Below are 25,599 nucleotides of genomic sequence, written 5' to 3' on the forward strand. Positions count from 1 at the left end.
CAGTCAATTGCGCGCTATTCTAACAGCCTAAAGGCCCATAAAAAAACCCAGCAAAGGCTGGGTTTTTCCGATTAAGGCAAGATTAGTTAGGACAAGTCGCAATGACCTCACTGTTTGTCACTAAAATCGTCGCATCGCCCTTACCTGCAGTAGCTGCATAGGTTGCCACTTGAGTCTGCATTTCAACCGTGGCAGCCGCGGCCATACCATCCGTTGATTCCTTTTCTTTAGGATCAACAATCGAACTGTGGTGACCTTTAGCGAAGCGCACAACGCCATGACCTTTGCTCGTGCTATCGGCACAAGGTAGCCCGATGGCAGCGATCAGTGGCTCAGTGCCCGATAATGGGAAGTTATCGACGCGATTAGGCAGCACTTGATCTGCTAAGTTACCGTTACCATCACCCGCCACTTCAATTAAGTGCACAGGTAAGCCAGTCGCTTTTAACATAGCAGCATGGTTAACAGGATCTGCAGAATCTACCGCTGTTTGAACCGCAAAGGCAAACGTCGGAATAAACTGTGCGTATACCGCCTGCACCAGTGCCGCATATTCAGGGCTACCAGGCTCATAACCTGCTGTATTAGCCGCATCGACCTGTGCTTGGAAAGTTGCAGATGCCGTAATATTACTAAACAGTACTGGGCCAAAGGTTGCAGAACCTGCGAATGATCCTGCTAATCCACCTGCTGGCGCAACTAAGGATACAGCATTGATAACATAAGCATTTGGCAAGGCATCGCCGGTTGCTGGATTCTTCATACCTGTGCTGGCATAGGTCGCAAAATCGGTGCCCACAATGGCGCCTAAACTCAGACCTTGAGCACTGATTTTAGTCACATCAAATACTTGCGGCTGACCTGCTTGTGCTAAGCCCTGTGCTAAGCCCGTAAGAGCAAGACGCACCCCTAAATGGTCCATCGTCGCTTGACGGAAATTATCTCGCACCGACAAAGTGCTAGAAATATTCACAAACACCAACGGGTTACCATTTTTAAAGGCGTCCGGTTTACCAACAACTGCACCGAAGGCAGGATCTGTCGCAGAGACTTCATAAATCCCATCACCGTTAGCATCGAATGAACGCGCACCGTGAAGTGGCATATCAATAGCAACAGTCGCAACCCCCATTGCCGCATACGTGCCAGCATAGGCCAATGACATTTCTTTACCGCCACCTAAACCGTGAAGGGCAATTGTTGTTGGCCAACCAGATGTAGGAGGAATAAACTCACGACCTTGCTGTTGATAAAAAGCGGCCAATTTCGTTGCATTGGGCATAGAAATCAGTACGGATACTGTTTCATACCCTTTGATTGCTGGAATAGGATTGAATTTAGTCAGATGTTTGGTTTTATCAACTGCCGTGCCATCGTCTAAAACCCATGTTTTACCCGCCATTAACGAGGGATTAGCTAAAGCATCAGCAGGGTTAGCAATACCATTAGCCACCGCTTGCATACCAAAATTATTCTGGCTGAGTGTGCCCGCTTGCAGTGCAAGTAGCACAGATACAGGGCTATCACCTTGGGCTTTCCAATGACCATTAATTAATGGTTTACCTTCAGCGGATAAACAACCAACTGAAGAACAATCACCGTAAATAGGCAGTTTAATTTTTGCCGTATACACATCAGCTAAGTTTGCGGCAACATAGGCAGCTCCAGCAGCTGGTGTTAAGCCCGCCACTTGAGCCACAGTCAATCCAGTCGGTGTTGGCATCTGGGCAAAGCTTGGTGCATAGGGAGCACCCTTCGCCATCAGCAATTTGGTGGTTTCATAGACGTTAGCAACAGACTGAGTTGTAAATAAGCCAGAGTAACTGATGGTTAAAGGATCGACCTTATGGGCCGCAGCAATCCCTTTCTCATAACTATTCACTAAGGTTTGCAGCATCAATTGGTCTGGCGTTTCTAAAGGTAACGTATTGATATCCAGCTTCAACAAACCATAGGTCGTTGAAGGAGCGATACCACGACCTTCAGAATCTTGAATAAGATTCGTTGTCGCATAAATATAAGATTGCCCAGCTTTGAGTGGCTTAAGCGGAATTATTACCACTTTTTTGCCCGAAGCGGTTGATATAAAGTCAACGCCAAACTGCAACTCAGCGCCCACTTTACAGGCTGATACTGACGGTTTAGCCTTACATTCGGGATCAGACGATAATGCGCCGCCTACTGTGGCTTCAAACATTCTGACAGCACCCGGTTGTGCAACCGATGCAGCCATTAAGGTCAGCGGTGTACCGTCATGTTTTTTCGCCAAATCGATATCAATAGAAATCGGTGATGTTGTCGACCACCCATCTAACGCCCCAAGCGCTATTTGTGGATCAACATAATTGCCCGAGCTTTCACCCGGAATTGATAATGTGCCATCTTTGGTGCCACTGAACAGCAAATCATTCGGTAATGGAACTTTTGAATTAGCAGGGTCGAACACCATGTGCGATTCAGGGATGAGCACTTCTGTCTTATCCTTGAGTTCATTAAAACTGTCCTCACCACATCCTGTGAGGCCCAGTGCAGATGCAATCGCAACACCCAAAATGAGTCTTTTCATCTTTTTTCCCCAAATCTTGTTGTAATAGTTTTGTTTTCCCCAAGAAATTAGTCACAATAGCTTTTAGATCTGTGACCAATAGGGCTTATGTTAGCCCCTAACTCATTTCAAGTTAACGTAAAAATATTGAGTTAGCCACAAGTTTGTCACAAAGATTTTAGCTATTGATAACAAAGTTTCATTCATTTGTTTGAAACATGCGTTTATCACTTCGGCGACTCTAGAAGTGGCGGGCATTCTCGCCAAGAGGAAAAAGAGACTCATGTTGGAATATCAAGCAACAAAAGATTTACTCAAGGGCAAGACGATTTTAGTCACAGGCGCAGGTGCTGGCATAGGTCGTACCGCCGCCATTGAGTTTGCAAAACACGGCGCCACTGTGATTTTACTTGGTAAAACAGTGAAAAAATTGGAAGCAGTTTACGACGTAATAGAACAAGCCGGTTATCCCAAACCTGCCATAGTGCCATTGGATCTTAAAGGCGCAACGGAACAAAATTATCGCGATATGGCCGATACCATAGCCGAGCAATTCGATCATTTAGACGGCTTATTGCATAACGCTAGCTTGCTCGGTGCCTTAGGCCCGTTTGAACACATAGATATTCCATCACTCGAAGACGTGCTCAAAGTGAACGTCACGGCCCAAGTCATGCTAACTAAAGCATTACTACCTGTGATGCGCCAAGCACCCAGTGCATCGATTATCTTTACGTCGAGCAGTGTGGGGCGTCAAGGCCGCGCCTATTGGGGACCTTATGCTTTCTCTAAGTTTGCCACCGAAGGCATGATGCAAGTTCTCGCCCATGAATGCGATGGCACCTCAGTTCGAGTTAACAGCATCAATCCAGGGGCTACCCGCACTGAGATGCGCGCTAAAGCCTACCCTGCAGAGAATCCACTGGATCTCAAAACCGCTGAAGAGATCATGCCGACCTATCTATATTTGATGGGTCAAGATTCTAGTGCCGTCAACGGACAGCAGTTTAACGCACAGTAATCGAATCGCTTATTGAGTTTCTGCCGGTATGATTCGGCAATATTAAAGGGCCTATTTATGGCTCTTTATTATTTTAGATATTCTCAAAATGAAACCCAGAACTTGTCGATGACATTAAGTACGACAAAGATAGCGCACCGCCAATCTTAGCTTAACTGAATTTTTGCAAAATAAATCATCGTTTTAGCTTTGGCGACTCTGTTTAATTCATCGAGCGAATTTTGCGTATCCAGCTGTGAGTCAGCTAACTCATGACTTGAGTAATAACTTACCCACAACTCATTTCCGTCAATCACAACGCCCGCATAACTGGTATCGCCCTTCGATGGCAGTGTCAGTAGTTCTTGAACCACGCCAGTATCTGGATAAATTTCAACTAAAGCCGTTCGAACTTGTTCATCATATAAACGCACTACAGCCAACAAACGGGATTGATACATCAACATCACTGGCCCACCAATGCGCTTATCGAGTGCTTGCCATTGCCAATCAGTGAATGGCATTTGACTGTGACCGAGTAAACCAACAAATTCAGGGCCCCATACGGGATCGCGCCTCAATAGACAAAAGCCGTTTTCTTGATGAAAAACAATGGCAGTTTCGTTGACATAACCTTGATTATTAAACAGCTTTAGCCAAGTTTCAAACTTCACCCCATCATCACTTTTATACAAGCGGGTATCGCCATCAGGCCCAGCGCGATAACCCACGCCATAGAGTGCATTTTGATGCTCGGTTAAGCGCCATAACCAATAGCCTTTATCAGCGACTTTTAACGCATCCGACCACGCTAGCCCATTGGCTGAGCGCCAAAGATGTGATTGTAAACCAGACTTATCGTGTAAAGTCCCGCCGCCGAGTAAGAGTAATTCCCCTTGATACTCAATCAGTTTGCCATCGCGTAAATCCGCCTCATCCGAACGGATCAGCGCCACGCTCTGCCAAGTGTCGCCTAAATCTGCTGAGCGTAGAATTCGTAGCGCACCATCGGGTGACACATGGGCTGTCCCTTCACGGAAAACGCAAAACAGTGCCCCCTGAAACGTGATTAAATCGGTAAACGCATTATGGGCAGCGTGTTCCCAAATCCGTTTCACTGAAATTAGCTTCATCCATTCACTCCTCAATCCAACTGAGACTTGTTATAACATAGCTGCAAATAACAGAAAGCAAAAAGGCCGCTTAGCGGCCTTTTTCATTGGGATAAAACAACTTAGCTGCGCTGACGCGATGGCTTAGGTTTTCCCGATCCGGTCACTTTATGCTTACGTACGGCGCGGCGAATTTTAGCACTCTTCACCTGAGCACGGGCTACGCTGTGTTTATCGGCAGCAAGCATAGTACGAGTTTCGGGCTCAAGACCCGCCAGCTTACGCAAGTAGTTAACTTGCTCTACGGGCAATTCAACCCAGCCACCGCGAGGCAGTGATTTTGGCAGTTCGACCATACCATAACGAATACGGATCAAACGGCTCACCTGTACTTCTTGGGATTCCCACAAACGGCGCACTTCACGGTTGCGACCTTCGCGTAAACACACATGCCACCACTGGTTCATGCCTTCGCCGCCCGCTGGTTTGATGCTATCAAACTGCGCAGGGCCGTCTTCTAACATGACGCCAGTACGTAAACGTTGCACTGTCGCCTCAGGGATTTCACCAAAGGTACGCACTGCGTATTCGCGGTCGACTTCGTTCGATGGATGCATTAAACGGTTCGCCAACTCACCATCTGACGTAAACAACAATAAGCCTGAGGTGTTAATGTCTAAACGACCAACCGCTACCCAGCGTGAATCACGCACTTTAGGTAAGCGATCGAATACCGTTGGACGGCCTTCAGGATCTTTACGACTACAAATTTCGCCTTCAGGTTTATGATATGCCAGCACACGGCAAATCACGTCTTCGGCAGACTTTAACGAAATGGCTCTGCCATCGATACGCACTTTAGCATCAGCTTCAATACGATCCCCAAGGCTAGCAATTTCACCATCAATACTAACTCGGCCTGCAGCAATCCATGCCTCCATCTCACGACGGGAGCCATGGCCTGCACGGGCCAAGACTTTCTGCAATTTTTCACTCATTAGTATTTTGCTCTTCTGACTGTTCTGGCGCTGATTTCAAACCTGAAAAAACCGCCTGCAATGACTCAGTATCCGACAGCGGCGGTAAATCCGCTAAGGTGTCTAAGCCAAAATATGCTAAAAATTCTAAGGTAGTGGCATATAACGCGGGTCGCCCCGGTACTTCTTTATGGCCAACTACTTTAATCCAATGTCTATCTGACAAACTTTTTATGATATGGCTACTTATAGCCACACCGCGCACCTGTTCAATATCGCCGCGAGTCACAGGTTGACGATAAGCAATCACCGCCAAGGTTTCTAATGTCGCACGCGAATATTTAGGCGCCTTTTCTTGCCACAGAGGCTGCAAAAATGGACTCAAGACTTCTAAGGTCTGGAAGCGATAACCCCCAGCGACTTTCACAAGTTGCACACCTCTGTCTTGATAATCCTGCTGCAGCTCATCCAATGCAGCTTTTATTTTGTCTCTGGAAACCGTGAAATCCACCAATACAGTGTCTTTCAACATTTTCGCCGACAAGGGTTTCCCCAATACAAACAAACTCGCTTCAATAAGCTGTTTTAATTGAGTAGGATTTATCTGCATCAATTAATAGGCCTTAACGTAAATAGTTGAAAACGGCTCTGTTTGGTACAATTCGACCAATAATTCTTTGACTAATTCCATCAAAGCTAAGAAGGTGACAACCACGCCGGCACGGCCTTCTTCTAGGGTAAATAAACGTTCAAATGCCGTAAAATCTTCCGAGTTCAACATGGCTAAAATCTGGCTCATGCGCTCACGGGTCGATAACTGTTCACGCTTAACGTGATGATCTTCATAGGCATCGATACGTTTGAGTACATCACCAAAGGCACGGGCAATTTCAAACAACGAGACTTCTGGCGGGATCATTAACGGCTTAATGTCAGGTGCTGCCACTGCCTTGGCTTGAAACACATCCCGCTCGAGCCGCGGCAAATCATCGAGTTTTTGCGACGCTTCTTTAATCACTTCATAGGCTTTCAACTGACGGATCAATTGCGCCCGAGGATCTTCCTCAACCTCATCTTCAGCCACCATACGCGGCAGCAGCAAACGGGATTTAATCTCGGCAAGCGTTGCCGCCATCACTAAGTAATCGGCAGCAAGTTCGATTCGAGCCTGAGTCAGCAACGTAATATATTCTAAATACTGCGCGGTGATTTGCTGAATGGGTAAATCGACAACGTCTAATTTTTGCTTACGGATCAAATATAAAAGTAAATCCAATGGCCCTTCAAAGGACTCGAGGAACACTTCCAATGCCTCAGGCGGAATAAACAAATCCAGCGGCATTTCGGTCATTGCCTGACCACGAATAACGGCTAAGGGTAAACTCTGTTGCGTGCCCTGCATCCGCTATCTTGCTCCGTTAACACTGCGCTATCCAACCTAGGTTAACGCCAAACGCGCGATTATACCTGTAAATCTACGGCGATAAAACTGCCAAATGTTGACTACCACTATCCGAATCACTTACCCGCATCCATTAGCGATAAATCTAATGTGGCAGATTTAGAGGAACGGCGTGATATCACCCGCGCCTTCACGTAAAATCTCGGCGCCATCTTCAGACATATCAATCACAGTCGTTGGCTTTTCGCCTAAATAACCACCGTGGATAATCACATCCACTTGATGCTCGAGCAAATCACGAATTTGTTCAGGATCAGACTCGGCAAATTCTGCATTCGGCATCACTAAACTGGTCGACATCAGCGGCGCATCTAAGGCTTCAAGCAACGCCAGTGCGATCACATTGTCGGGCACACGAATACCTATAGTCTTTTTCTTGTCATTTTGTAAGCGACGCGGTACTTCTTTAGTCGCTTTGAAAATGAACGTATAAGGCCCAGGCGTGCAACTTTTTAGGATGCGATACGCCTGATTATCCACTTTAGCGTAAGTCGCAAGCTCTGATAAATCGCGGCACATCAAGGAAAAGTTATGATCGTTCTCAATTTGACGAATTCTCGCCATCCGCGTCATCGCGTCTTTCTCACCAATCAGGCAGCCTAAGGCATAGCCCGAATCGGTGGGATAAACAATCACACCGCCGCTTTTCAATACGGCAACCGCCTGACTAATAAGCCGCGTTTGCGGATTTACTTCATGTACATAAAAAAACTGACTCATGGTCGTTCCATCCAAGATTCCGATTGCCAGACCCAATCAATACCTTGGGGCTGATACAGATTTTTACCTAATTCTATCCAATTGCTCGGAAAGTGAAAATCACTCCCTATCGATGCAAGCAACTGGTTTTGGACACTCAGCGCCACAAGATTGGCCCTGTCGTCTAATGTTTGCTGGCCAAGCACCACTTCCATGGCATCTCCACCGGCTTCTTTAAATTCACGCACTAAACGCTTAAGCCACTTAGCCGATAACTTATAACCACTGGGATGCGCCAACACGGCTAATCCACCTGCGTTATGGATGATATCAATGGCACTGGCCATATCACCCCAATTATTAGGCACATAACCAGTTTTACCGCGGGCAAGGTAGCGTTTAAAGACGCTCGGCATATCCACAGCATGACCATTTTCAGCCATCCAGCGAGCGTAATGTCCACGGCTCAATGCCGCATCCCCCGCCAACGCCTTAGCACCTTCGTAGGCACCTTCAATGCCAGCTTTAGCTAATCTATGACCAATTTCTTGAGCACGTAATTCACGTAATTCACGCTGGTTTTCTAAAAATGCTAATAACGCTGGATTATCAGCATCGAAGTTAAGCGCCACTATGTGGATATCGTAACTGTTCCAGCGAGTAGAGATTTCCACGCCAGAAATCAATTTCAATGGCGCAGCTTGTGCCTGATTAAAGGCACGGGCTTCAGGTAAACCAGCCACTGTGTCGTGATCGGTAATGGCAAATAACTGCACACCCTTTTCAAGGGCTCTTGCCACCAATTCAGACGGCGTTAATTGACCGTCTGATGCGGTCGTGTGGCTGTGTAAATCAGCCAATATGCTTTGAGTATTCATGGCGCTATTGTACGCGAACTTGTTAACAAATGCGCTGCTATCTCGTATTTTGTGGCTGAGTAACATCAATTTTATGCATCATTGCAGCGAATAAATCGCAGGAAGTGAAAAATATTCAATTGACATTCAGCTCCAGCTAAGGTTTTCTATACACCAATTACTGAATTAGCGAGACCCTTTTGAATGACACACATTAACGCTTCATTAAACATCATTTGGTGGTGGCACTTCCCAACGTAGCGGGTGGTGTGAAGCTCTGTGCTCATTTGAAAGTGACCAGAATCAACAAGAAGCCCGCAGAAATGCGGGCTTTTTTGTTAGGTGCGAAAAATGTCGGCAGACTCGGGCAAAAAATTAAGAAAGCGAGATAACTCATGATGTTAAAGACATTTTATAAGGTAGCTGGAATATGAACATGCCCAAACAGACATTCGCACGCTCAAGCACACTCAAGGCGGCATTAACCTACCACAGCGATCCACTACGCTTATATCAGCACATCACCCAAGATGCGCCCCATACTATGTTGCTCGAATCGGCCGAAATCGACAGTAAAGATCACTTAAAAAGCATGGTAATGACCCATGCCGCCATGATGATCCGCTGTGACGGTTATCAGCTGACCTTCACCGCACTGACCGACAATGGCGCGAGCTTACTTGATCCCATCGAGCTCTTTTTCAGTACTGCTGTCAATGTCGCCCGAGATAACTTGACCTTAGTGGTCACACTGCAAAAAGACACTCAGCTGCAGGATGAAGATGCGCGCTTAAAATCGACCTCGCCACTCGATGGTCTGCGGATGTTTATCCAGCAGATTGATTGTGGCGCCCATACTGACAGTCAGACCAAGCCCGCCTTTGAGGATCTGTTTTTAGGTGGCGTGCTGGCCTACGACTTGATTGATACCGTCGAACCGCTGCCAGCCGTACCGAACCGCGATAACGATTGCCCTGATTACCTATTTTACCTCGCTGAAACCTTAATCCTTATCGATCATAAACTGAAACAAGCCGACATCATTACCCATAACTTCAGTCACGATTCAGCTCAATATGCCGCCATCACCGCAACGCTAAGTGAGCGGGTACAAAGTTTAACTGCAGAGTGTAAAACCCTCGGTAATTCACCTGCCGATATACCGACACTGGTCGCCATCGACGCAACTGAGCAAGTCAATATTTCCGATGAGGTGTTCAAACAAACCATTATCGATTTGAAAGAACACATTATTGCGGGCGATATTTTCCAAGTAGTGCCATCCCGTAGCTTTAGTTTGCCTTGCCCGAATACTTTAGGGGCTTATCGTGCCCTGCGCCTGACGAACCCTAGCCCTTACATGTTTTATTTCAGAGGCCAAGATTTCACGCTGTTTGGCGCCTCACCAGAAAGTGCGCTCAAATTTGATGCCAGCAGTAATCAAGTGGAAGTCTACCCGATTGCTGGCACCCGTAAACGCGGTAAAACCGCCACGGGCGAGATTGATTTTGACTTAGACAGCCGTATTGAACTTGAACTGCGTTTAGATAAAAAAGAACTATCGGAACACTTAATGCTGGTCGATTTAGCGCGCAACGATATCGCACGCATCAGCCAAAGCGGCAGCCGCAAAGTCGCCGAATTATTGAAAGTTGACCGCTATTCCCACGTGATGCACCTCGTCAGCCGCGTAACGGGTCAACTGCGCCAAGATTTAGATGCCCTGCATGCTTATCAGGCCTGTATGAATATGGGCACATTAGTGGGCGCACCAAAAGTACGTGCATCACAACTGGTACGCCAAGCAGAAAAAGCCCGCCGCGGCAGCTATGGCGGCGCTGTGGGTTACCTCAATGCCCTTGGTGACATGGACACTTGCATCGTGATCCGCTCCGCCTTTGTTAAAAATGGCACCGCCTTTATTCAAGCGGGCGCTGGCGTGGTATTTGATTCTGATCCACAAAGCGAGGCAGATGAAACCCGTCAGAAGGCTCAAGCCGTGATTTCAGCCATCAAGATGGGCGCTGGACTGCTAGTAAATGAATCGTCAGCTCAATCCTCTTCAGCACAATCCTCTTCTGTGCAATATAAATAGGAGCCAAACATGAAACTCTATCTACTCGATAACTTTGACTCCTTTACCTATAACCTAGTAGATCAATTTCGCAGCCTTGGCTGTGAAGTGGTGATTTACCGCAACGATGTTGCCGCCGATTATATAGCTGAAAAACTGCTTAACGAACAAGAGCCTGCAGCCCTAGTGTTATCACCAGGACCAGGTGCGCCCCATGAAGCAGGTTCTATGATGGCGCTTATCGCCAAAGTTGCGGGTAAGGTGCCTATGCTGGGTATCTGCCTTGGACATCAAGCCATGGTGGAATATTACGGCGGCACAGTGGCACGCGCACCTTTTGTGGTACACGGCAAGGCAAGCCCCACTTTCCATGACGGTACTGGCGTATTTGCCGGTTTGCCCTCTCCCCTGCCCGTTGCCCGCTATCACAGTCTCGTTGCCACTCAAGTACCGGATTGCTTGCAAGTGATTGCAACCACTGACGCTATGCCGATGGCAATTTTGCACCCTGAGCATAGAGCCGTTGGGTTTCAGTTCCACCCAGAATCAATTCTGACGACGCTGGGCAGCACACTGCTCATTCAAACCTTGGCATTTCTGACCCAAGACATGACAGCAGGAGTAAATGCATGAGTACAAACAATATTCAGCCTTTACTCGACGTTTTATACCAAGGTAAGAGTTTAAGTCGCGAGCACACCGCCGAACTTTTTGGCGCGTTAATTCGCGGTGAAATGAGTGAAGCCACTATGGCAGGCATGTTAGTCGCGCTCAAGATGCGCGGCGAAACCATAGATGAAATCAGCGGCGCCGCCGATGCGATGCGCGCCGCCGCCAAGACGTTTCCCTACTCGAATGGCGATAACCTTAGCAATGGAATCGTTGACATAGTTGGCACCGGTGGCGATGGCTTTAATACCATTAATATTTCCACCACTGCGGCCTTTGTTGCCGCGGCGGCAGGCGCTAAGGTCGCCAAACACGGCAATCGTAGCGTGTCGAGTAAATCGGGTTCATCGGATCTATTGGCGCAGTTTGGCATTGACTTAACCATGTCACCAGACACCGCCAGTCGTTGCCTCGACGCATTGAACCTGTGCTTTTTATTTGCGCCCCACTACCACGGCGGAGTAAAACATGCGGGGCCGGTCAGGCAAGCACTGAAAACGCGCACCTTATTCAATGTGTTAGGGCCACTTATCAATCCCGCACGCCCAGAATTTATGTTACTTGGCGTTTATAGCCCTGAGTTAGTCTTACCAATAGCAAAAGTATTAAAGGCGCTTGGCACAAAACGCGCTATGGTAGTGCACGGCAGCGGTTTAGATGAAGTCGCGCTGCACGGCAACACCCAAGTGGCCGAATTAAAAGATGGCGACATCATAGAGTATCAACTCACACCCGCCGATTTAGGTGTGCCTTTAGCACATATCAGTGACTTAGAAGGCGGCGAACCCGCGCAGAATGCCTTGATCACCGAGGCAATTTTGAAAGGTTATGGCACAGATGCGCATGCCAATGCGGTCGCCATCAATGCCGGTTGTGCTTTATATGTGTGTGGGATTGCTGATTCAGTGAAAACAGGAACCTTACTTGCGCTCAGTACCATACAAAGCGGTAAAGCCTTTGAATTGTTAAGCCAATTAGCTAAAGTCAGCAGTGAAACAAAGGAATAAGTGGCAATGACTCAAGAACTGATAACAAATAGCCAAGATATAAGAACTCAGCCACAGGCAGAAACAAACCCTATGCCAAAAAGTAATGTGTTAACCCGTATAGTCGATACCAAAGCGGCCCATATTGCCGCCCTGAAGCTGCGTTTCCCCGAGGCAAGCTTGTCGCCAAAAATCTCTGACCGCAGTTTATTTGCCGCACTCAAGGCGCCCAAGGCGGGTTACATTTTAGAATGTAAAAAAGCCAGCCCCTCTAAAGGGCTTATCCGCGATGTTTTTGATGTAGAAGCCATTGCCGATATTTACGGAAAATATGCGGCGGGCATTTCAGTATTAACCGACGAGCAGTTTTTCCAAGGGGATATGGACTATATCCCTAAGGTACGCGCTCGGGTGAACCAACCTATTCTGTGCAAAGATTTTTTTGTCGATGAATACCAAATTAAACTCGCCGCCCACCAAGGCGCCGATGCCATTCTGTTGATGCTATCCGTACTCGATGATGCGCAATATCACCGCCTAGCGAAAGAAGCCGCTCAGTATCAACTCGATGTGCTGACTGAAGTCAGTAACGAAGAAGAACTTAAACGCGCCATTGCATTAGATGCACCGATTATCGGGATCAATAACCGTAACTTAAGGGATTTGAGTACCGATCTCGCTACCACAGAGGCCTTAGCGCCACACATTAGCAGCGACCGCGTGGTGATCAGCGAATCTGGTATCTACAACAATCAGCAAGTACGCCGCCTGAGTCCACTGGTTGATGGTTTCCTCGTCGGTAGTTCGATAATGGCCGAGGCTGATATCGACTTAGCCTGCCGTAAATTGATCTTCGGTCACAATAAAGTCTGCGGCCTCACCCGCATGGAAGATATTCGCGCCGCGGCAACGTCAGGCGCCGTCTATGCCGGGCTGATTTTTGCTGAAAAATCCCCGCGCGCATTAACCCTTAATGCAGCTGAACAATTGCTCAAGGAATATCGCGCATCCGCGGCTCCCGCCATTGAATTCGTCGGCGTGTTTGTTAATGCCGCGCCAAGCACCATTACGGATATTGCAGCCAGTTTGCAGTTATCTGCCGTACAGCTTCATGGCACTGAAACTGAACTTGAAATCGCACAACTCGCAGAGCGACTTGAGCAAGCGGGACTCACAACTCAAATTTGGAAAGCCGTCAGCGTCGATGCGCAAACGGGTGAGCTTGGTAACTTACCTCAGGGAGCATCGCGATATCTCTTTGATAGTAAAACGCCAGACCAATTTGGCGGCTCGGGCCAAGCCTTTAATTGGCAAAATATTGATGTGAAGTCCTTAGGCCAGCAAAAGGCCCATGCCATGTTGGCGGGCGGACTCAACGCCGACAATGCGGCCAGTGCCAATGCCCAAGGATTTTACGGTTTAGATTTTAATTCAGGCCTAGAAACCGCCGCAGGTATTAAATCGGCGCAACTGATCCAAACGGCTTTTGCCCATTTACGTCTCTAGCCTATCGCGCTAAGCAAGAAGCCCTAGATGCTGTTGGTGCTCGACAAGAGTGATGCTCAACAAACAATATGAACCTATTAATGCCAGTGGCCAAATAGATAACGATGCGATTAACCCCAAGACGCTGTTAGCACCATCAAGCCACTGACAAACTGATTGATAAGATAAGGAAAAAGGTATGTCAAAGTTAAAGCTTAACCCTTATTTCGGCGAATACGGCGGCATGTATGTGCCACAGATTTTAGTGCCAGCCCTTAAGCAATTAGAAACTGCCTTTGTGGAAGCACAGGAAGATGAAGACTTTAAAGCCGAGTTTACCGATTTACTGAAGAACTACGCAGGTCGCCCAACAGCACTGACCTTAACCCGCAATTTAAGCCCAAATCCTATGGTGAAAATCTACCTTAAACGGGAAGATTTACTCCACGGCGGTGCCCATAAAACTAACCAAGTGTTAGGCCAAGCCCTCCTTGCTAAGCGCATGGGTAAAAAAGAAATTATTGCCGAAACTGGCGCAGGACAACACGGCGTTGCCACCGCCCTTGCCTGCGCGCTGTTAGGCTTAAAATGTAAAGTCTATATGGGTGCCAAAGACGTTGCGCGCCAATCACCTAACGTATTTAGAATGCGTTTGATGGGCGCGGAAGTAATCCCTGTCACCTCAGGTTCTGCCACCCTAAAAGATGCCTGTAACGAGGCGATGCGCGACTGGTCTGGCAGCTACGAAAAAGCCCACTATCTTCTGGGCACGGCTGCGGGGCCACATCCGTTCCCAACCATAGTGCGTGAATTCCAACGCATTATTGGCGAAGAAACCAAGAAGCAAATGCTGGAACGTGAAGGTCGCCTGCCCGATGCCGTTATCGCTTGTGTTGGCGGCGGTTCCAACGCTATCGGCATGTTTGCTGACTTTATCGACGAACCAAGTGTCGAACTGATTGGCGTCGAACCTGCGGGTAAAGGCATAGACACGCCAATGCACGGCGCGCCGCTTAAACACGGTAAGACAGGTATTTTCTTCGGTATGAAAGCGCCTTTGATGCAAGACAGCGAAGGGCAAATTGAAGAATCTTACTCGATTTCAGCCGGATTGGACTTCCCCTCCGTTGGCCCGCAGCACGCGCATCTTAATGCTACAGGCCGCGCCCGTTATGAATCGGCTACCGACGATGAAGCCTTAGAAGCCTTCCAACAACTGGCGCGCTGTGAAGGGATTATCCCCGCATTAGAATCAGCGCATGCTATCGCCTATGCCGTCAAAATGGCGCGCGAGTGCACCAAAGAAACCATTTTAGTGGTCAATCTTTCCGGTCGTGGCGACAAAGATATTTTCACCGTTTCTGACATTTTGAATGGTAAAGAGGAATAATAAACATGAGTGACACGTCTACCAACACTGGCCGTTACCAAGCCACCTTTGCCAAACTCAAAACTGAAGGCCGTGGCGCTTTTGTCCCCTTCGTTACCCTTGGCGATCCTAGCCCTGAGTTATCGCTAAAAATTATCGATACCTTAGTGCAAAACGGCGCCGATGCCTTAGAACTGGGCTTTCCGTTTTCCGATCCCTTGGCCGATGGCCCAGTGATCCAAGGCGCTAACCTGCGTTCTTTAGCCGCAGGCACGACTCCAACGGCGTGTTTTGAATTACTGGCGCAAGTGCGTGCAAAATATCCTGAACTTCCAATCGGTTTGCTGCTGTATGCGAACTTGGTGTTTGCTAATGGCATAGATGCGTTTTACGCCAAAGCGCAGCAAGCGGGTGTGGATTCAGTACTTATCGCCGATGTGCCAGTGGAAGAATCAGCGCCCTTTAGCGAAGCCGCTAAAGCCCATGGTATTGCGCCGATTTTTATCGCACCGCCCAATGCCGACAGTGAAACCCTTGAGCAAGTGAGTAAAAGTGGTGAAGGTTACACCTATCTCTTATCCCGCGCGGGAGTCACAGGCACAGACACGAAAGCTGGCGTGCCGGTAGAGGAAATTTTATCTAAATTAAAAGCCTTTAACGCCCCACCACCGCTCCTCGGTTTTGGTATTGCCGAGCCTTCACAGGTAAGCGCCGCCATCAAAGCGGGCGCTGCGGGGGCAATTTCTGGCTCTGCCGTAGTAAAAATCATCGAAACCCACCAGCACGATGAAGTTAAGCTACTTGCAACGCTTGGGGAATTTACTCGCGCAATGAAGGCTGCAACCTAAGCGAGTCTTGATTTAAATAATCCAATATAAATCAAGAATTCAATTACAAATAAAATAAGTGAGGTAGACTCGTCGCCTCGCTTATTTTGTTTGTATTTACCAAGCTCTATGTTTACTCAGCCTTTATCTCCCTCAAACACAATCTATCAAGGCAATACTGACACTCACGCAGTACTACACTGACAGCGTATTTATTTAGTCACAGTTCCTCGATAGAATGCCCTATCGAAGAAAACGGACTTTTTATGCAGTATCGGATCTATATTCTCGAATTAACGCCTTGGGGCTGTGGTTTTGAAGGTGAAGTTGCAGGTAAATGCGATAATGGTGCACCAATTTGGTTTTACTACCAAGGTAGCGATCAGCAGGCCGAAATTCGTTTTCCGGTTAACCAATGGGTCACAGTTGAATTGCTTGGCCGATTAGCAAGTGCCAGTCTTCAAGCTGATATGATTAAACAAACGCCACACCAGCATCTGAAATTCCCGTTGCATAACTGTCACTTTGAAGCTTCGGGACAAATCATCGACATCAGCCAAACACCCGAAGATACAATTTACCTGTTGCAATCAAATCTACCGCTCCCCTTTGATAATGAACTAGGGAAATCCCCTATCTCGCTAGGCCATTGGGTTAATGTAACAGGCGAGCTTTGGGTAACAAATTGGATGAATTGAGTCGATAAAAAAAGGTATAGTGCTAGCCTGTAACAAATCATTCGCCTGATACATATCCATTAGAGGATCCGATGACCATTTCTAAATCTTTACCCGATAACAAACCTCGTACTTTTTTGGGAACACCCAAATTACCGGCCAAGTATGCCACTGTGGTGATGCCATTTTTTCTCTCTATTCTCATGAGTTGTATCGTGTCTGGGATCAGCACTTTCAATGGCGTTGGCGCTTCACCGCAATTTCTCGAACTCTGGCTCGGCGCTTGGCTGATCTCATGGGTTGTCGCCTTTCCGACACTGCTGATGGTGTTACCTTTGGTGCGTAAAATCACAGCTCATTTTGTCGATTTACGCTAGTTTTACGACTTAATCTTCCGATTTAACTATTTTATTTCAAAGCCGTTTTAGGACGGCTTTATCTTAAACTCCTTCTCTTATGCGTACAGCGACTAAAAATTACATCGATAATTGCTCGATCTGTTACCCTGTCCATATTCACTTAAACTAAAACAGTACGACCTACACCATACCAATCGTATTAAATCAAAGCGCTCATTGAGCCCCCTGTCCACGCTTTACAATGGATTTACACTGACCGTTTAGCGGCACCTATGTTTATTGTATAAGGATGACATGACTCCCACCTAAATCAATTTTCCTCTGCTCTCGAACCAACTCAAGCATTAATGTAACCCACTGTATTTATATATTTTATAAAAATAGAGCTCGTAAAACCCTAAATGATACATCCTCAAAACGCTGCCTAATGATCACTCCTTTGTCATTTACTTATTTGTACCATTAACCGTATCCGCCCCCCTTATTCATCAGTTAAAAGTATTAACCCACAGCCCACCCAAATGAGAATGGTTTGCATTTGAATATTTTCACATGCTAATTTACCTACCGTTGTCGGGACAGAGACAGCAGGAAATGGCCTAAGGACTGAGCTAAAAATAGCGAGTAGAACAACGCAAGATAAATAGCCAAACAGTCTATTTTGATAACCGCATTCACTTTGGTTTGCGTCCTTAGGTAACTGATTACTGGATCGGCAACGCGCAGCAGCATGTTGCCAAGGAGGCGTAAGTGAGTACACAGCAAAGGGAAATGGATCGCGAAATCTTTGATCTACTTGGTATAGGCATTGGCCCATTCAATCTTGGCCTCGCCGCCTTATCAGAACCTATTGACGGCTTTAACTGCTTATTTTTAGATGCTAAAACCAGTTTTGACTGGCATCCAGGCATGCTACTCAAATCCTCAAGATTGCAAACACCCTTTATGTCGGATCTGGTGACTATGGCCGATCCCACCAGCCGCTACAGTTACCTTAATTTTGCCAAGCAAACGGGCAGACTTTATCCCTTTTATATTCGTGAGAATTTCTTTTTACCTCGCCACGAATACAACTTGTATTGCCAATGGGTGAGCCAACAACTCAGCAACCTTAAATTTGGTTTTAAGGTCACTCAAGTGGATTACAACGCAGGTGAAAGTATTTATCGAGTTACAGGTTTTGATAGGCGCAGTGGTAAAACCCATACCTATCAATGCCGAAAGCTAGTGCTAGGCACTGGCACTGAACCTTATCTACCAAAAGACTGCCCAATCCAAGATGCACGGGTCATGCATACCGCCAGCTATATGCAGCAAAAAACCTACCTGCAGAGTCAGAGTGCCATCACTGTAATTGGCAGTGGCCAAAGTGCGGCTGAAGTGTTTTACGATCTACTACAAGATATTGATACCTATGGCTATCAACTCAATTGGATGACACGATCAGCGCGTTTTTATCCCTTAGAATATACCAAGCTTACTTTAGAGATGACCTCGCCAGATTATGTCGATTACTTCCACGAGTTGACCCCTAATCAAAGATGCTCACTGATCGCCAGCCAGAAACAGCTCTACAAAGGGATAAATTCTGAGCTGATAAACGACATTTACGATTTGTTATATCAAAAGCGCCTATTGGCCGATTTTCAATGCCGACTGATGACGAATGCGGCGCTGACTCATATCGAGCCCCAAGCCAATATGCTCAAGTTGCATTTCCACCACAATGAAAAAAATCACACTTTTGAGCAAGAAACGGGCTCCGTCATTTTAGGCACAGGTTACCACTATCGTTTACCCGAGTTTATCAGTGGTATTAAACAACAAGTCGAATTCGATGACGCCGGACAACTTAGCGTGCAGCGTGATTACAGCATAGATATTCGAGGGGATATTTTTGTCCAGAATGTCGGTTTGCATACCCATGGAATAAGCTCTCCAGATCTGGGTATGGGCTGTTATCGCAACGGCACCATCTTAAAAGCTGTGCTCGGTTATGCGCCCTACCACATTGAGGAACATATCGCGTTTCAAACCTTCGATCCGGCCAAACTTGCCAGTCATCAGCCCTGCGGCGCCAATGCAATTAACACGCTGGATCTTAATCCAAGACATTTTCCTAAGGCACCGCACAGAAAAACTCAAGTTGATACGCCACAAACTATTCCTCCAACCAAGATTCCAAGTTCTGGCGCAAGTTCAACCGTGAGTTCAGGCGCGGGAACCAATATGCCGGTCTTAATGGCGCCGAACCAGGAGGCATAATAATGGCAAGCCAATTTAGTAACCATTGTTTAACGCAACTATGTTTAACGCAACTATCCGCTATTTCGAGCATTAATGGTTTTCAGTTCAGAGCGTTAGACCTTACACAAGACATTCCAACACTACAGTCTTGGTTTAACCAAGATTACGCCAAGTTTTGGGGTATGCAGGGCTTGAACCTTGATGCCATAAAAAATCTGTTAGCAACAACAGAACACAAGTTTGCCTTGATAGGTGAATGGCAGGCCAAAGCGCTATTTATGGTGGAACTCTACGATCCCGTCCACGATGAAATCGGCCAGCACTATCGTGTTGCGCCGGGTGATTGTGGTATGCATCTGATTATCGCGCCGCCAGATGGCAAACCCGTCAGCGGCTTATCCTTGAAGGTGATGGATGCGATAGCGCAGCTCGTGCTTGAAAAACTGGCCTTTAATCGCCTCGTGGTTGAACCCGATCAACTCAATAGCAAAATTCATCGCTTAAATAGCCTGATAGGCATTCGCTATGAAAAAGCGATTCAATTAAGCACTAAAGCTGCTTTCCTCGGATTTTGCACTGCGGCCCAGCGCCTTCAACCATCGAGCACGCCCTCTTTGATGAGCCTAGCCCAAACAACCTCAGCCCTGCCAAGCTCAGATCAGTCAATGCCTGCTCTGCCAAACTTAGCAGAACAATACTTAGCAAGCCCAACCCTAGCAAAGCCAAGCCCGCACGCGGCATCTCCAACCTCTCCCATGACATTATCGACTCTTTAGGTGAATTAGATGAACTTACCCACAAAAGCCTTATTAATAAATCCATTGCCAACGCAAGATCATCATGCTCAAGCAGTACATGCTCAACAAAGCTTGGCGCTGTCGACAACATCGACTTCTATGCCAGAGCATTTAACCCCCGCCTATTGGCAAGCGGCTAATCGTCATTTAGTGAAGAAAATCCTCTGCGAATTCACCCATGAGAAGCTCATTACGCCGACCCTATACGGGCAAAAAACGGGGCTCAATCACTATGAACTCAGGCTCAAAGACAGCACTTATTATTTTAGTGCACGACATTATCAGCTAGATCATCTCGCGATTGATGCCGATACCATCCGCGTTTCACTTGCAGGCAAAGAACAAACCCTCGATGCGATGTCGCTGATTATTTCCCTTAAAAATGACTTAGGGATCAGCGAAACCTTACTACCAACCTATTTAGAAGAAATCACCAGCACTCTTTACAGCAAGGCATACAAGTTAGCGCATCAGGCGATTCCCGCAGCCACACTGGCGCGAGCCGATTATCAAAGCATAGAAGCGGGTATGACAGAAGGTCATCCGGTGTTTATCGCCAATAATGGCCGGATTGGTTTTGATATGCAGGATTACCGTCAATTTGCCCCAGAAAGCGCGATGCCGATGCAGTTAGTCTGGCTTGGAGTCCGCAAAAACAAAACCACGTTTGCCGCCCTCGAAAACTTGAGTCACGACGCGTTACTAAAGGAAGAGCTTGGCCAGCAGTTCACTGACTTCCAACAATGTCTTAAAACCCAGCAGCATGATCCACAGGACTTCTACTTTATGCCAGTGCACCCTTGGCAGTGGCGTGAAAAAATTGCCCGCGTCTTTGCCGGTGACATAGCCCGTGGCGATCTGGTTTATCTTGGCGAAGGCAATGAGCAATATCAAGTGCAGCAATCGATACGCACTTTCTTCAATCTTGCATCACCGCAAAAGTGCTATGTCAAAACCGCGCTTTCTATCCTTAATATGGGCTTTATGCGTGGTCTATCGCCCCTTTACATGAGCTGCACACCGCAGATCAATGCGTGGGTTGCAAACTTGGTTGAAAACGATCCTTACTTTGCCCAACAAGGCTTTGTGATCCTGAAGGAAATTGCCGCCATAGGTTACCACCACACCTATTACGAGCAGGCTCTCACCCAAGATAGCGCCTACAAAAAAATGCTTTCTGCCCTGTGGCGCGAAAGCCCACTGCCACACATTGAGCCTAAGCAAAATCTGATGACCATGGCTGCGCTACTGCATACGGATCATGAAGACAAGGCCCTTATTGCAGCCTTGATAGCCGCCTCAGGCTTACCAGCAAAGGATTGGGTCAGTCGCTACTTAAACCTGTATTTATCGCCGCTGTTACATGCCTTTTTCGCCTACGATCTGGTCTTTATGCCGCACGGTGAAAACCTGATCTTAGTGCTCGATGAATATGTGCCAGTCAAGATTTTGATGAAAGACATAGGCGAAGAAGTCGCGGTACTCAATGGCGCGAAGCCGCTACCTGATGATGTAAAACGCCTTGCGGTGAGCCTTGAAGAAGAGATGAAACTTAACTACATCTTACTGGATATTTTTGACTGTATTTTCCGCTATTTAGCACCGCTGCTCGATGAGCAAACCTGTGTCAGTGAAAGCCAATTCTGGGAGTTAGTGGCGGACAATGTACGTGATTACCAAGCCCAGCATCCACATTTGGCCGACAAGTTTGCCCAATACGATCTGTTTAAGGACAGCTTTGTACGTACGTGCCTCAATCGTATCCAATTGAATAATAACCAACAAATGATAGACCTCGCCGACAGGGAGAAAAACCTGCGTTTCGCCGGCGGCATCGACAATCCCTTGGCGGCCTTTAGACAAAGCCATGCCTTTAAGCGCCCTATGCTTAGCAGCGCTGAGCAAAGGAAACGTTAACACACCACAAAGTGGATAACCCCGAAACTTTAGCATGGGCCAATGTTGGCCCAGCTTGTTTAACCCCCAACCTAAACGGAATTAAAGATCAACATTATGAAGACTTTTCCTCTCTCCAGCATCGCACTCGTCTGTCGGCAAGCCCTCGTTAACCCGAAGCTATTGCTGTGCTCAGCCATGTTAGCTACGGTTCCCCATGCCACAGCTGACACTGTCGATGCGGATAGTAAGACTAAAAAGCACCAGAAAGAAATTGAAGTCATCAATGTCATTGGCGCTAAGGACTTACACGACAACCGTTATAAAACCCAAGCGATGAACACGGCAACTGGGCTCGATTTATCCTATCTAGAAACGCCGCAATCGGTCACGTCTATCACCCGCCAAATGATGAACGATCAACAGCTTAATAGTGTCATTGATGCCATGACCAGCGTTGCGGGGATCAATGCCCGCCCAATGGATAACGACAGATACAGTATTAGTGCCCGCGGCATTGCCGTGACCAGCATTTTGTACGATGGCGTACCCACCACCTACGATACCCGCTTCAACTATGGAGATAATCTGATCGACACCGCCATCTACGAGCGAGTAGAAGTGGTACGCGGCGCGACTGGCCTCATGACGGGAGCCGGTAATCCCTCGGCGGCCATTAACCTTATCCGTAAACGCCCGACTCAAGAGTTTATGGGCAACACCTCGTTAAGTGTGGGCTCATGGAATAATGTGCGCGGTATGGTCGATGTTTCCAGCGGCTTAAATGACTCGGGTTCTGTACGCGGTCGCGTGGTGGCCGCCTATCAGGATAAAGATTCATTCCAAGACAGGTACGAGCAGCAGCGCACTACGCTATACGGCATAGTCGAAACCGATATTGGCGATAGCACCTTATTCACCCTTGGTGTCGATTACCAAAATGCTACGCCGAGCGGCACTATGTCGGGCGGTTTACCGCTATTTTACAGCGATGGCAGTCGCACTAATTATGATCGTGCCACTTCAACGGCGCCCGATTGGGGCTCGGCGCATACCCAAGGCCTCAACACTTTTGCGAGTCTCGAACACAGATTAGACAACGGTTGGAACCTAAAAGGGACTTACACCTACGGCGATAACTCATTGGAGTTCGATGTACTATGGGCCACGGGATATCCTGATCCTGTAACCAATATCGGCGCCACTGCAGGCTCTATCGCCTATGTCGACGGCAGCCGCACCCAACACAATGTGGATTTGCGCGCCGAAGGACAATACCAACTCTTTGGATTAGAACATCAATTGATGTTTGGCTGGAATGGCCAACGCCAAGAGTTCGCCAATCCCTACTATTATCCCACTGCGGCAGTACCGCCTTTGGGGGATTTTCGCGATCCGAACTTCCAATATCCAAAACCTCAATGGAAGGAAACTTATACCACGGGTTCATTTGGCGAAACCAAACAGAGTGCAGCCTATGTAGCAACTCAGCTTAATCTCAGCGACGCGTTAGCTGTCCTCGTCGGATTACGCCTCAATGAGTGGGAAACCGACCAAGATAATTTTGGCAGCCGTTACGATTTCAACATCAGCAACGAACTCACCACTTACTTCGGCCTCACCTACGCCCTGACCGAGCAATATTCGCTCTATGCCAGTTATACGGATATTTTTGCACCGCAAACTAAGCAAAGAATCGATAAAAGCTACCTAGATCCAGTCAAAGGGAAAAACTACGAAGGCGGGATTAAGGCGAGCCTGTTCGATGAGGCTTTAGATATGTCGCTGTCGGTGTTTGAGATCAGGCAAGACAATGTCGGAGTCAGCACTGGCGATGTGATCCCAGGAACAACAACGCAAGTGTATGAAGGCGTAAACGGTACAAAAACACAGGGATTCGAATTTGAATCGACGGGTAAAATCACTGATGACTGGAATCTTTACTTAGGTTACACCCAGTTCACTAGCGAAGATCCTGAAGGCAAACGTATCAGTACCACTTCACCACGCCAGCAATTAAAACTATTCACCACTTATACCTTTGGCGGTGATTGGCATAAATTGCAAATAGGTGCGGGGGTTAACTGGCAGAGCCGCGTCTACCAAACAGTTAATTCGCCACTTGGCAAAGTCGAAGTCGAGCAAGGCTCTTACGCGCTAGCGAGTCTAATGGCGAGTTACGCCTTCACCGAGCAACTTAAGCTCAGCGCAAACCTGCACAACGCCTTAGATAAAAGCTACTACAGCCAAGTCGGTCAATACAGCCAATTCCAATACGGTACGCCGCGAAGTGCCAGCTTAACCTTAGACTATCGCTTCTAAGTCAGATTTATATTGAGATCGTTCGAAAAACCTTGTGAGCCCAAATCTTGGGCTCGCAAGGTAATCATTTACATGGACTTATCGATAACCGCGGCAATCAATCACAGCCATTAAGGAGTCACTATGGCAAGCCAACGGAGAGACACCAGACTGCAAACATTGTGCGATACAGCGCCAAGCCACAACGCGTTGAATCAAAATATTTTGTCACTCAATCAGCTGTTACATCAACGGGCACCCTTCTATGGCGAGCACCTTCGCGCAACGCAGTCCCCTACTGGGTTCAGTTTTGATGAATGGAGCTGCGCCGATACTTATCAAAAACTCATTGCACGTTTTGCCATCGCACACCCTAGCGCAGAAACTCAGAGTGAAACTGTAACTGAAGCTGAAACCGAGGCGACTAAAACAGCTGCAAACAGCCGAGCGCACGCTTTCGCCAGTAAAAGCGCCTTAGTCAGTAAAAGCGCTACGGCCAGTAGAAAAGACACTCGCAAAGCGCTGCATTCACTTTGGGGTCAATGGTATTTTGGCCTTTTAGTTCCGCCTGTGATGGAGTGGATTTTTAACGCAAAAAAAGCCGATTTCGAGCCTATTCACTGGCAGCCACAGTCCGTTTTTATGCAGCTACACGCCAGTGGCCGAGTGGCAAAATTTGAATTTAACATCGCAAAACACCAGCCAAATACCGCTTTGACCTTTAAAAAATACCACGGCATCGAGCCACTTTCCCAAACAAACACTAAGCCAAGCTTCAGGACAGACACTAAGGTACACTCGCCATTAACCCCATATAAGCCGCCAGTTGATAAAGAACTCGCCCTACAAGGCCTTATCTTAAACTTACTGCAACCGAGTGTTGAGCGCCTACTCACTTTAAGCCCCGTGCCCGCTAAATTATATTGGAGTCACTTAGGCTATCTGATCCACTGGTATCTAGGAGAGTTGGGATTATCTCAGCAACAAAGTCAGCAACTTAAGCAAGCTCTGTTTCGCAGAACGACCTTTTTTGATGGCACCCAAAATCCACTGTATAACAGCATCAATTTGATTGTTGAACCCAAAGAAGGCAGCACGAACATCCACTGCATTCGCCGTACTTGCTGCCTAAGGTATCAACTCGCCAACACTGGCCAATGCCACGATTGCCCACTACTAAGTCGTCCTAACGCTAAGACAAACGCAACCAAACAGGCACAAGTCTAACTTGCCCATTAAACCCATTTAATGGGCAAGATC

21 protein-coding genes and 1 other annotated feature are annotated in these 25,599 nt (G+C 47.4%); of the genes, 14 read left to right on the forward strand and 7 right to left on the reverse strand.

Annotated features, from left to right (window positions below; translation table 11 throughout):
- Positions 1-82: 82 nt before the first annotated feature.
- Complete coding sequence (locus HGO26_RS07020; RefSeq protein WP_168824182.1) at positions 83-2,566, reverse strand: VolA/Pla-1 family phospholipase; 2,484 nt, start codon at positions 2,564-2,566, stop codon at positions 83-85.
- A 262-nt stretch (positions 2,567-2,828) separates the two neighbouring features.
- Between HGO26_RS07020 and HGO26_RS07025 the strand changes: the two genes are divergently transcribed.
- The gene (locus HGO26_RS07025) at positions 2,829-3,566 is read left to right on the forward strand and encodes a YciK family oxidoreductase (RefSeq protein WP_168824184.1); all 738 of its coding nucleotides are present in this window, start codon (positions 2,829-2,831) and stop codon (positions 3,564-3,566) included.
- Positions 3,567-3,712: 146 nt separating this feature from the next.
- On the opposite strand, the gene HGO26_RS07030 is transcribed toward HGO26_RS07025, so the two are convergent.
- The 6 genes from HGO26_RS07030 to rnm form a co-directional block, all read right to left on the reverse strand.
- A complete protein-coding gene (locus HGO26_RS07030; protein ID WP_168824186.1) occupies positions 3,713-4,678 on the reverse strand; it encodes an exo-alpha-sialidase in 966 nt (321 codons plus the stop codon).
- A 101-nt stretch (positions 4,679-4,779) separates the two neighbouring features.
- Positions 4,780-5,655, reverse strand: a complete 876-nt coding sequence (gene rluB / locus HGO26_RS07035; RefSeq protein ID WP_028760991.1) for a 23S rRNA pseudouridine(2605) synthase RluB — start codon at positions 5,653-5,655, stop codon at positions 4,780-4,782.
- Positions 5,648-6,244 carry an SMC-Scp complex subunit ScpB gene (scpB, locus tag HGO26_RS07040; RefSeq protein WP_011788946.1) on the reverse strand — a complete coding sequence of 199 codons (597 nt, stop codon included), beginning with the start codon at positions 6,242-6,244 and terminating at the stop codon, positions 5,648-5,650. Before scpB ends, rluB begins: the two co-directional genes overlap by 8 nt.
- A gap of 3 nt (positions 6,245-6,247) precedes the next feature.
- The gene (locus HGO26_RS07045) at positions 6,248-7,036 is read right to left on the reverse strand and encodes a segregation and condensation protein A (protein ID WP_105252121.1); all 789 of its coding nucleotides are present in this window, start codon (positions 7,034-7,036) and stop codon (positions 6,248-6,250) included.
- Positions 7,037-7,195: 159 nt separating this feature from the next.
- The gene (locus HGO26_RS07050) at positions 7,196-7,816 is read right to left on the reverse strand and encodes an L-threonylcarbamoyladenylate synthase (RefSeq protein ID WP_028760994.1); all 621 of its coding nucleotides are present in this window, start codon (positions 7,814-7,816) and stop codon (positions 7,196-7,198) included.
- Positions 7,813-8,673, reverse strand: coding sequence for an RNase RNM (rnm, locus tag HGO26_RS07055; protein WP_168824188.1), 861 nt, complete (start codon positions 8,671-8,673; stop codon positions 7,813-7,815). The genes HGO26_RS07050 and rnm overlap by 4 nt, the downstream gene beginning before the upstream one ends.
- 210 nt (positions 8,674-8,883) lie before the next feature.
- Positions 8,884-8,991: a sequence feature (Trp leader region), on the forward strand.
- Between the two features lie 97 nt (positions 8,992-9,088).
- On the opposite strand from rnm, the gene HGO26_RS07060 reads away from it, so the two are divergent.
- From HGO26_RS07060 to fhuF, 13 genes are all read left to right on the forward strand, one after another.
- A complete protein-coding gene (locus HGO26_RS07060) occupies positions 9,089-10,747 on the forward strand; it encodes an anthranilate synthase component 1 (protein ID WP_168824190.1) in 1,659 nt (552 codons plus the stop codon).
- A gap of 9 nt (positions 10,748-10,756) precedes the next feature.
- Positions 10,757-11,359 carry an aminodeoxychorismate/anthranilate synthase component II gene (locus HGO26_RS07065; RefSeq protein ID WP_168824192.1) on the forward strand — a complete coding sequence of 201 codons (603 nt, stop codon included), beginning with the start codon at positions 10,757-10,759 and terminating at the stop codon, positions 11,357-11,359.
- Positions 11,356-12,402: an anthranilate phosphoribosyltransferase gene (gene trpD / locus HGO26_RS07070; RefSeq protein WP_168824194.1), complete on the forward strand. Its 1,047-nt coding sequence runs from the start codon at positions 11,356-11,358 to the stop codon at positions 12,400-12,402. The genes HGO26_RS07065 and trpD overlap by 4 nt, the downstream gene beginning before the upstream one ends.
- Before the next feature lie 6 nt (positions 12,403-12,408).
- On the forward strand, positions 12,409-13,887 hold the full coding sequence (gene trpCF, locus HGO26_RS07075) for a bifunctional indole-3-glycerol-phosphate synthase TrpC/phosphoribosylanthranilate isomerase TrpF (RefSeq protein WP_168824196.1): 1,479 nt from the start codon (positions 12,409-12,411) through the stop codon (positions 13,885-13,887).
- A gap of 178 nt (positions 13,888-14,065) precedes the next feature.
- Entirely contained in the window at positions 14,066-15,256 is a 1,191-nt protein-coding gene (trpB, locus tag HGO26_RS07080; RefSeq protein ID WP_105252117.1) for a tryptophan synthase subunit beta, read from the forward strand.
- Between the two features lie 5 nt (positions 15,257-15,261).
- Positions 15,262-16,083: a tryptophan synthase subunit alpha gene (gene trpA, locus HGO26_RS07085; RefSeq protein WP_168824199.1), complete on the forward strand. Its 822-nt coding sequence runs from the start codon at positions 15,262-15,264 to the stop codon at positions 16,081-16,083.
- Between the two features lie 245 nt (positions 16,084-16,328).
- Entirely contained in the window at positions 16,329-16,760 is a 432-nt protein-coding gene (locus HGO26_RS07090) for a glycerate kinase (RefSeq protein ID WP_105252115.1), read from the forward strand.
- 71 nt (positions 16,761-16,831) lie between these two features.
- Complete coding sequence (locus HGO26_RS07095) at positions 16,832-17,116, forward strand: DUF2798 domain-containing protein (RefSeq protein WP_028761002.1); 285 nt, start codon at positions 16,832-16,834, stop codon at positions 17,114-17,116.
- A 732-nt stretch (positions 17,117-17,848) separates the two neighbouring features.
- Positions 17,849-19,363, forward strand: coding sequence for a SidA/IucD/PvdA family monooxygenase (locus HGO26_RS07100; protein WP_168824201.1), 1,515 nt, complete (start codon positions 17,849-17,851; stop codon positions 19,361-19,363).
- A 2-nt stretch (positions 19,364-19,365) separates the two neighbouring features.
- The gene (locus tag HGO26_RS07105) at positions 19,366-20,121 is read left to right on the forward strand and encodes a GNAT family N-acetyltransferase (RefSeq protein ID WP_168824203.1); all 756 of its coding nucleotides are present in this window, start codon (positions 19,366-19,368) and stop codon (positions 20,119-20,121) included.
- A gap of 9 nt (positions 20,122-20,130) precedes the next feature.
- Positions 20,131-22,059, forward strand: a complete 1,929-nt coding sequence (locus HGO26_RS07110; protein ID WP_168824205.1) for an IucA/IucC family protein — start codon at positions 20,131-20,133, stop codon at positions 22,057-22,059.
- A gap of 96 nt (positions 22,060-22,155) precedes the next feature.
- Entirely contained in the window at positions 22,156-24,360 is a 2,205-nt protein-coding gene (locus HGO26_RS07115; protein ID WP_168824207.1) for a TonB-dependent siderophore receptor, read from the forward strand.
- A 123-nt stretch (positions 24,361-24,483) separates the two neighbouring features.
- Positions 24,484-25,566 carry a siderophore-iron reductase FhuF gene (gene fhuF / locus HGO26_RS07120; RefSeq protein ID WP_168824210.1) on the forward strand — a complete coding sequence of 361 codons (1,083 nt, stop codon included), beginning with the start codon at positions 24,484-24,486 and terminating at the stop codon, positions 25,564-25,566.
- The last annotated feature ends 33 nt before the right edge of the window (positions 25,567-25,599 follow it).

It is taken from the genome of Shewanella oncorhynchi, assembly GCF_012584455.1.
GTDB classification, from domain to species: Bacteria; Pseudomonadota; Gammaproteobacteria; order Enterobacterales; family Shewanellaceae; genus Shewanella; species Shewanella oncorhynchi.

Excerpts from the sequence above, each read along its gene's own strand:
- HGO26_RS07050 (WP_028760994.1), bottom strand. The coding sequence starts at position 7,816 with ATGAGTCAGTTTTTTTATGTACATGAAGTAAATCCGCAAACGCGGCTT.
- HGO26_RS07045 (WP_105252121.1), bottom strand. The coding sequence starts at position 7,036 with ATGCAGGGCACGCAACAGAGTTTACCCTTAGCCGTTATTCGTGGTCAG.
- HGO26_RS07090 (WP_105252115.1), top strand. The coding sequence starts at position 16,329 with ATGCAGTATCGGATCTATATTCTCGAATTAACGCCTTGGGGCTGTGGT.
- HGO26_RS07095 (WP_028761002.1), top strand. The coding sequence starts at position 16,832 with ATGACCATTTCTAAATCTTTACCCGATAACAAACCTCGTACTTTTTTG.
- rluB (WP_028760991.1), bottom strand. The coding sequence starts at position 5,655 with ATGAGTGAAAAATTGCAGAAAGTCTTGGCCCGTGCAGGCCATGGCTCC.
- trpCF (WP_168824196.1), top strand. The coding sequence starts at position 12,409 with ATGACTCAAGAACTGATAACAAATAGCCAAGATATAAGAACTCAGCCA.
- HGO26_RS07065 (WP_168824192.1), top strand. The coding sequence starts at position 10,757 with ATGAAACTCTATCTACTCGATAACTTTGACTCCTTTACCTATAACCTA.
- HGO26_RS07025 (WP_168824184.1), top strand. The coding sequence starts at position 2,829 with ATGTTGGAATATCAAGCAACAAAAGATTTACTCAAGGGCAAGACGATT.
- rnm (WP_168824188.1), bottom strand. The coding sequence starts at position 8,673 with ATGAATACTCAAAGCATATTGGCTGATTTACACAGCCACACGACCGCA.
- fhuF (WP_168824210.1), top strand. The coding sequence starts at position 24,484 with ATGGCAAGCCAACGGAGAGACACCAGACTGCAAACATTGTGCGATACA.
- HGO26_RS07110 (WP_168824205.1), top strand. The coding sequence starts at position 20,131 with ATGAACTTACCCACAAAAGCCTTATTAATAAATCCATTGCCAACGCAA.
- HGO26_RS07020 (WP_168824182.1), bottom strand. The coding sequence starts at position 2,566 with ATGAAAAGACTCATTTTGGGTGTTGCGATTGCATCTGCACTGGGCCTC.
- trpB (WP_105252117.1), top strand. The coding sequence starts at position 14,066 with ATGTCAAAGTTAAAGCTTAACCCTTATTTCGGCGAATACGGCGGCATG.
- HGO26_RS07105 (WP_168824203.1), top strand. The coding sequence starts at position 19,366 with ATGGCAAGCCAATTTAGTAACCATTGTTTAACGCAACTATGTTTAACG.
- HGO26_RS07060 (WP_168824190.1), top strand. The coding sequence starts at position 9,089 with ATGCCCAAACAGACATTCGCACGCTCAAGCACACTCAAGGCGGCATTA.
- trpD (WP_168824194.1), top strand. The coding sequence starts at position 11,356 with ATGAGTACAAACAATATTCAGCCTTTACTCGACGTTTTATACCAAGGT.
- scpB (WP_011788946.1), bottom strand. The coding sequence starts at position 6,244 with ATGCAGATAAATCCTACTCAATTAAAACAGCTTATTGAAGCGAGTTTG.
- trpA (WP_168824199.1), top strand. The coding sequence starts at position 15,262 with ATGAGTGACACGTCTACCAACACTGGCCGTTACCAAGCCACCTTTGCC.
- HGO26_RS07030 (WP_168824186.1), bottom strand. The coding sequence starts at position 4,678 with ATGAAGCTAATTTCAGTGAAACGGATTTGGGAACACGCTGCCCATAAT.
- HGO26_RS07115 (WP_168824207.1), top strand. The coding sequence starts at position 22,156 with ATGAAGACTTTTCCTCTCTCCAGCATCGCACTCGTCTGTCGGCAAGCC.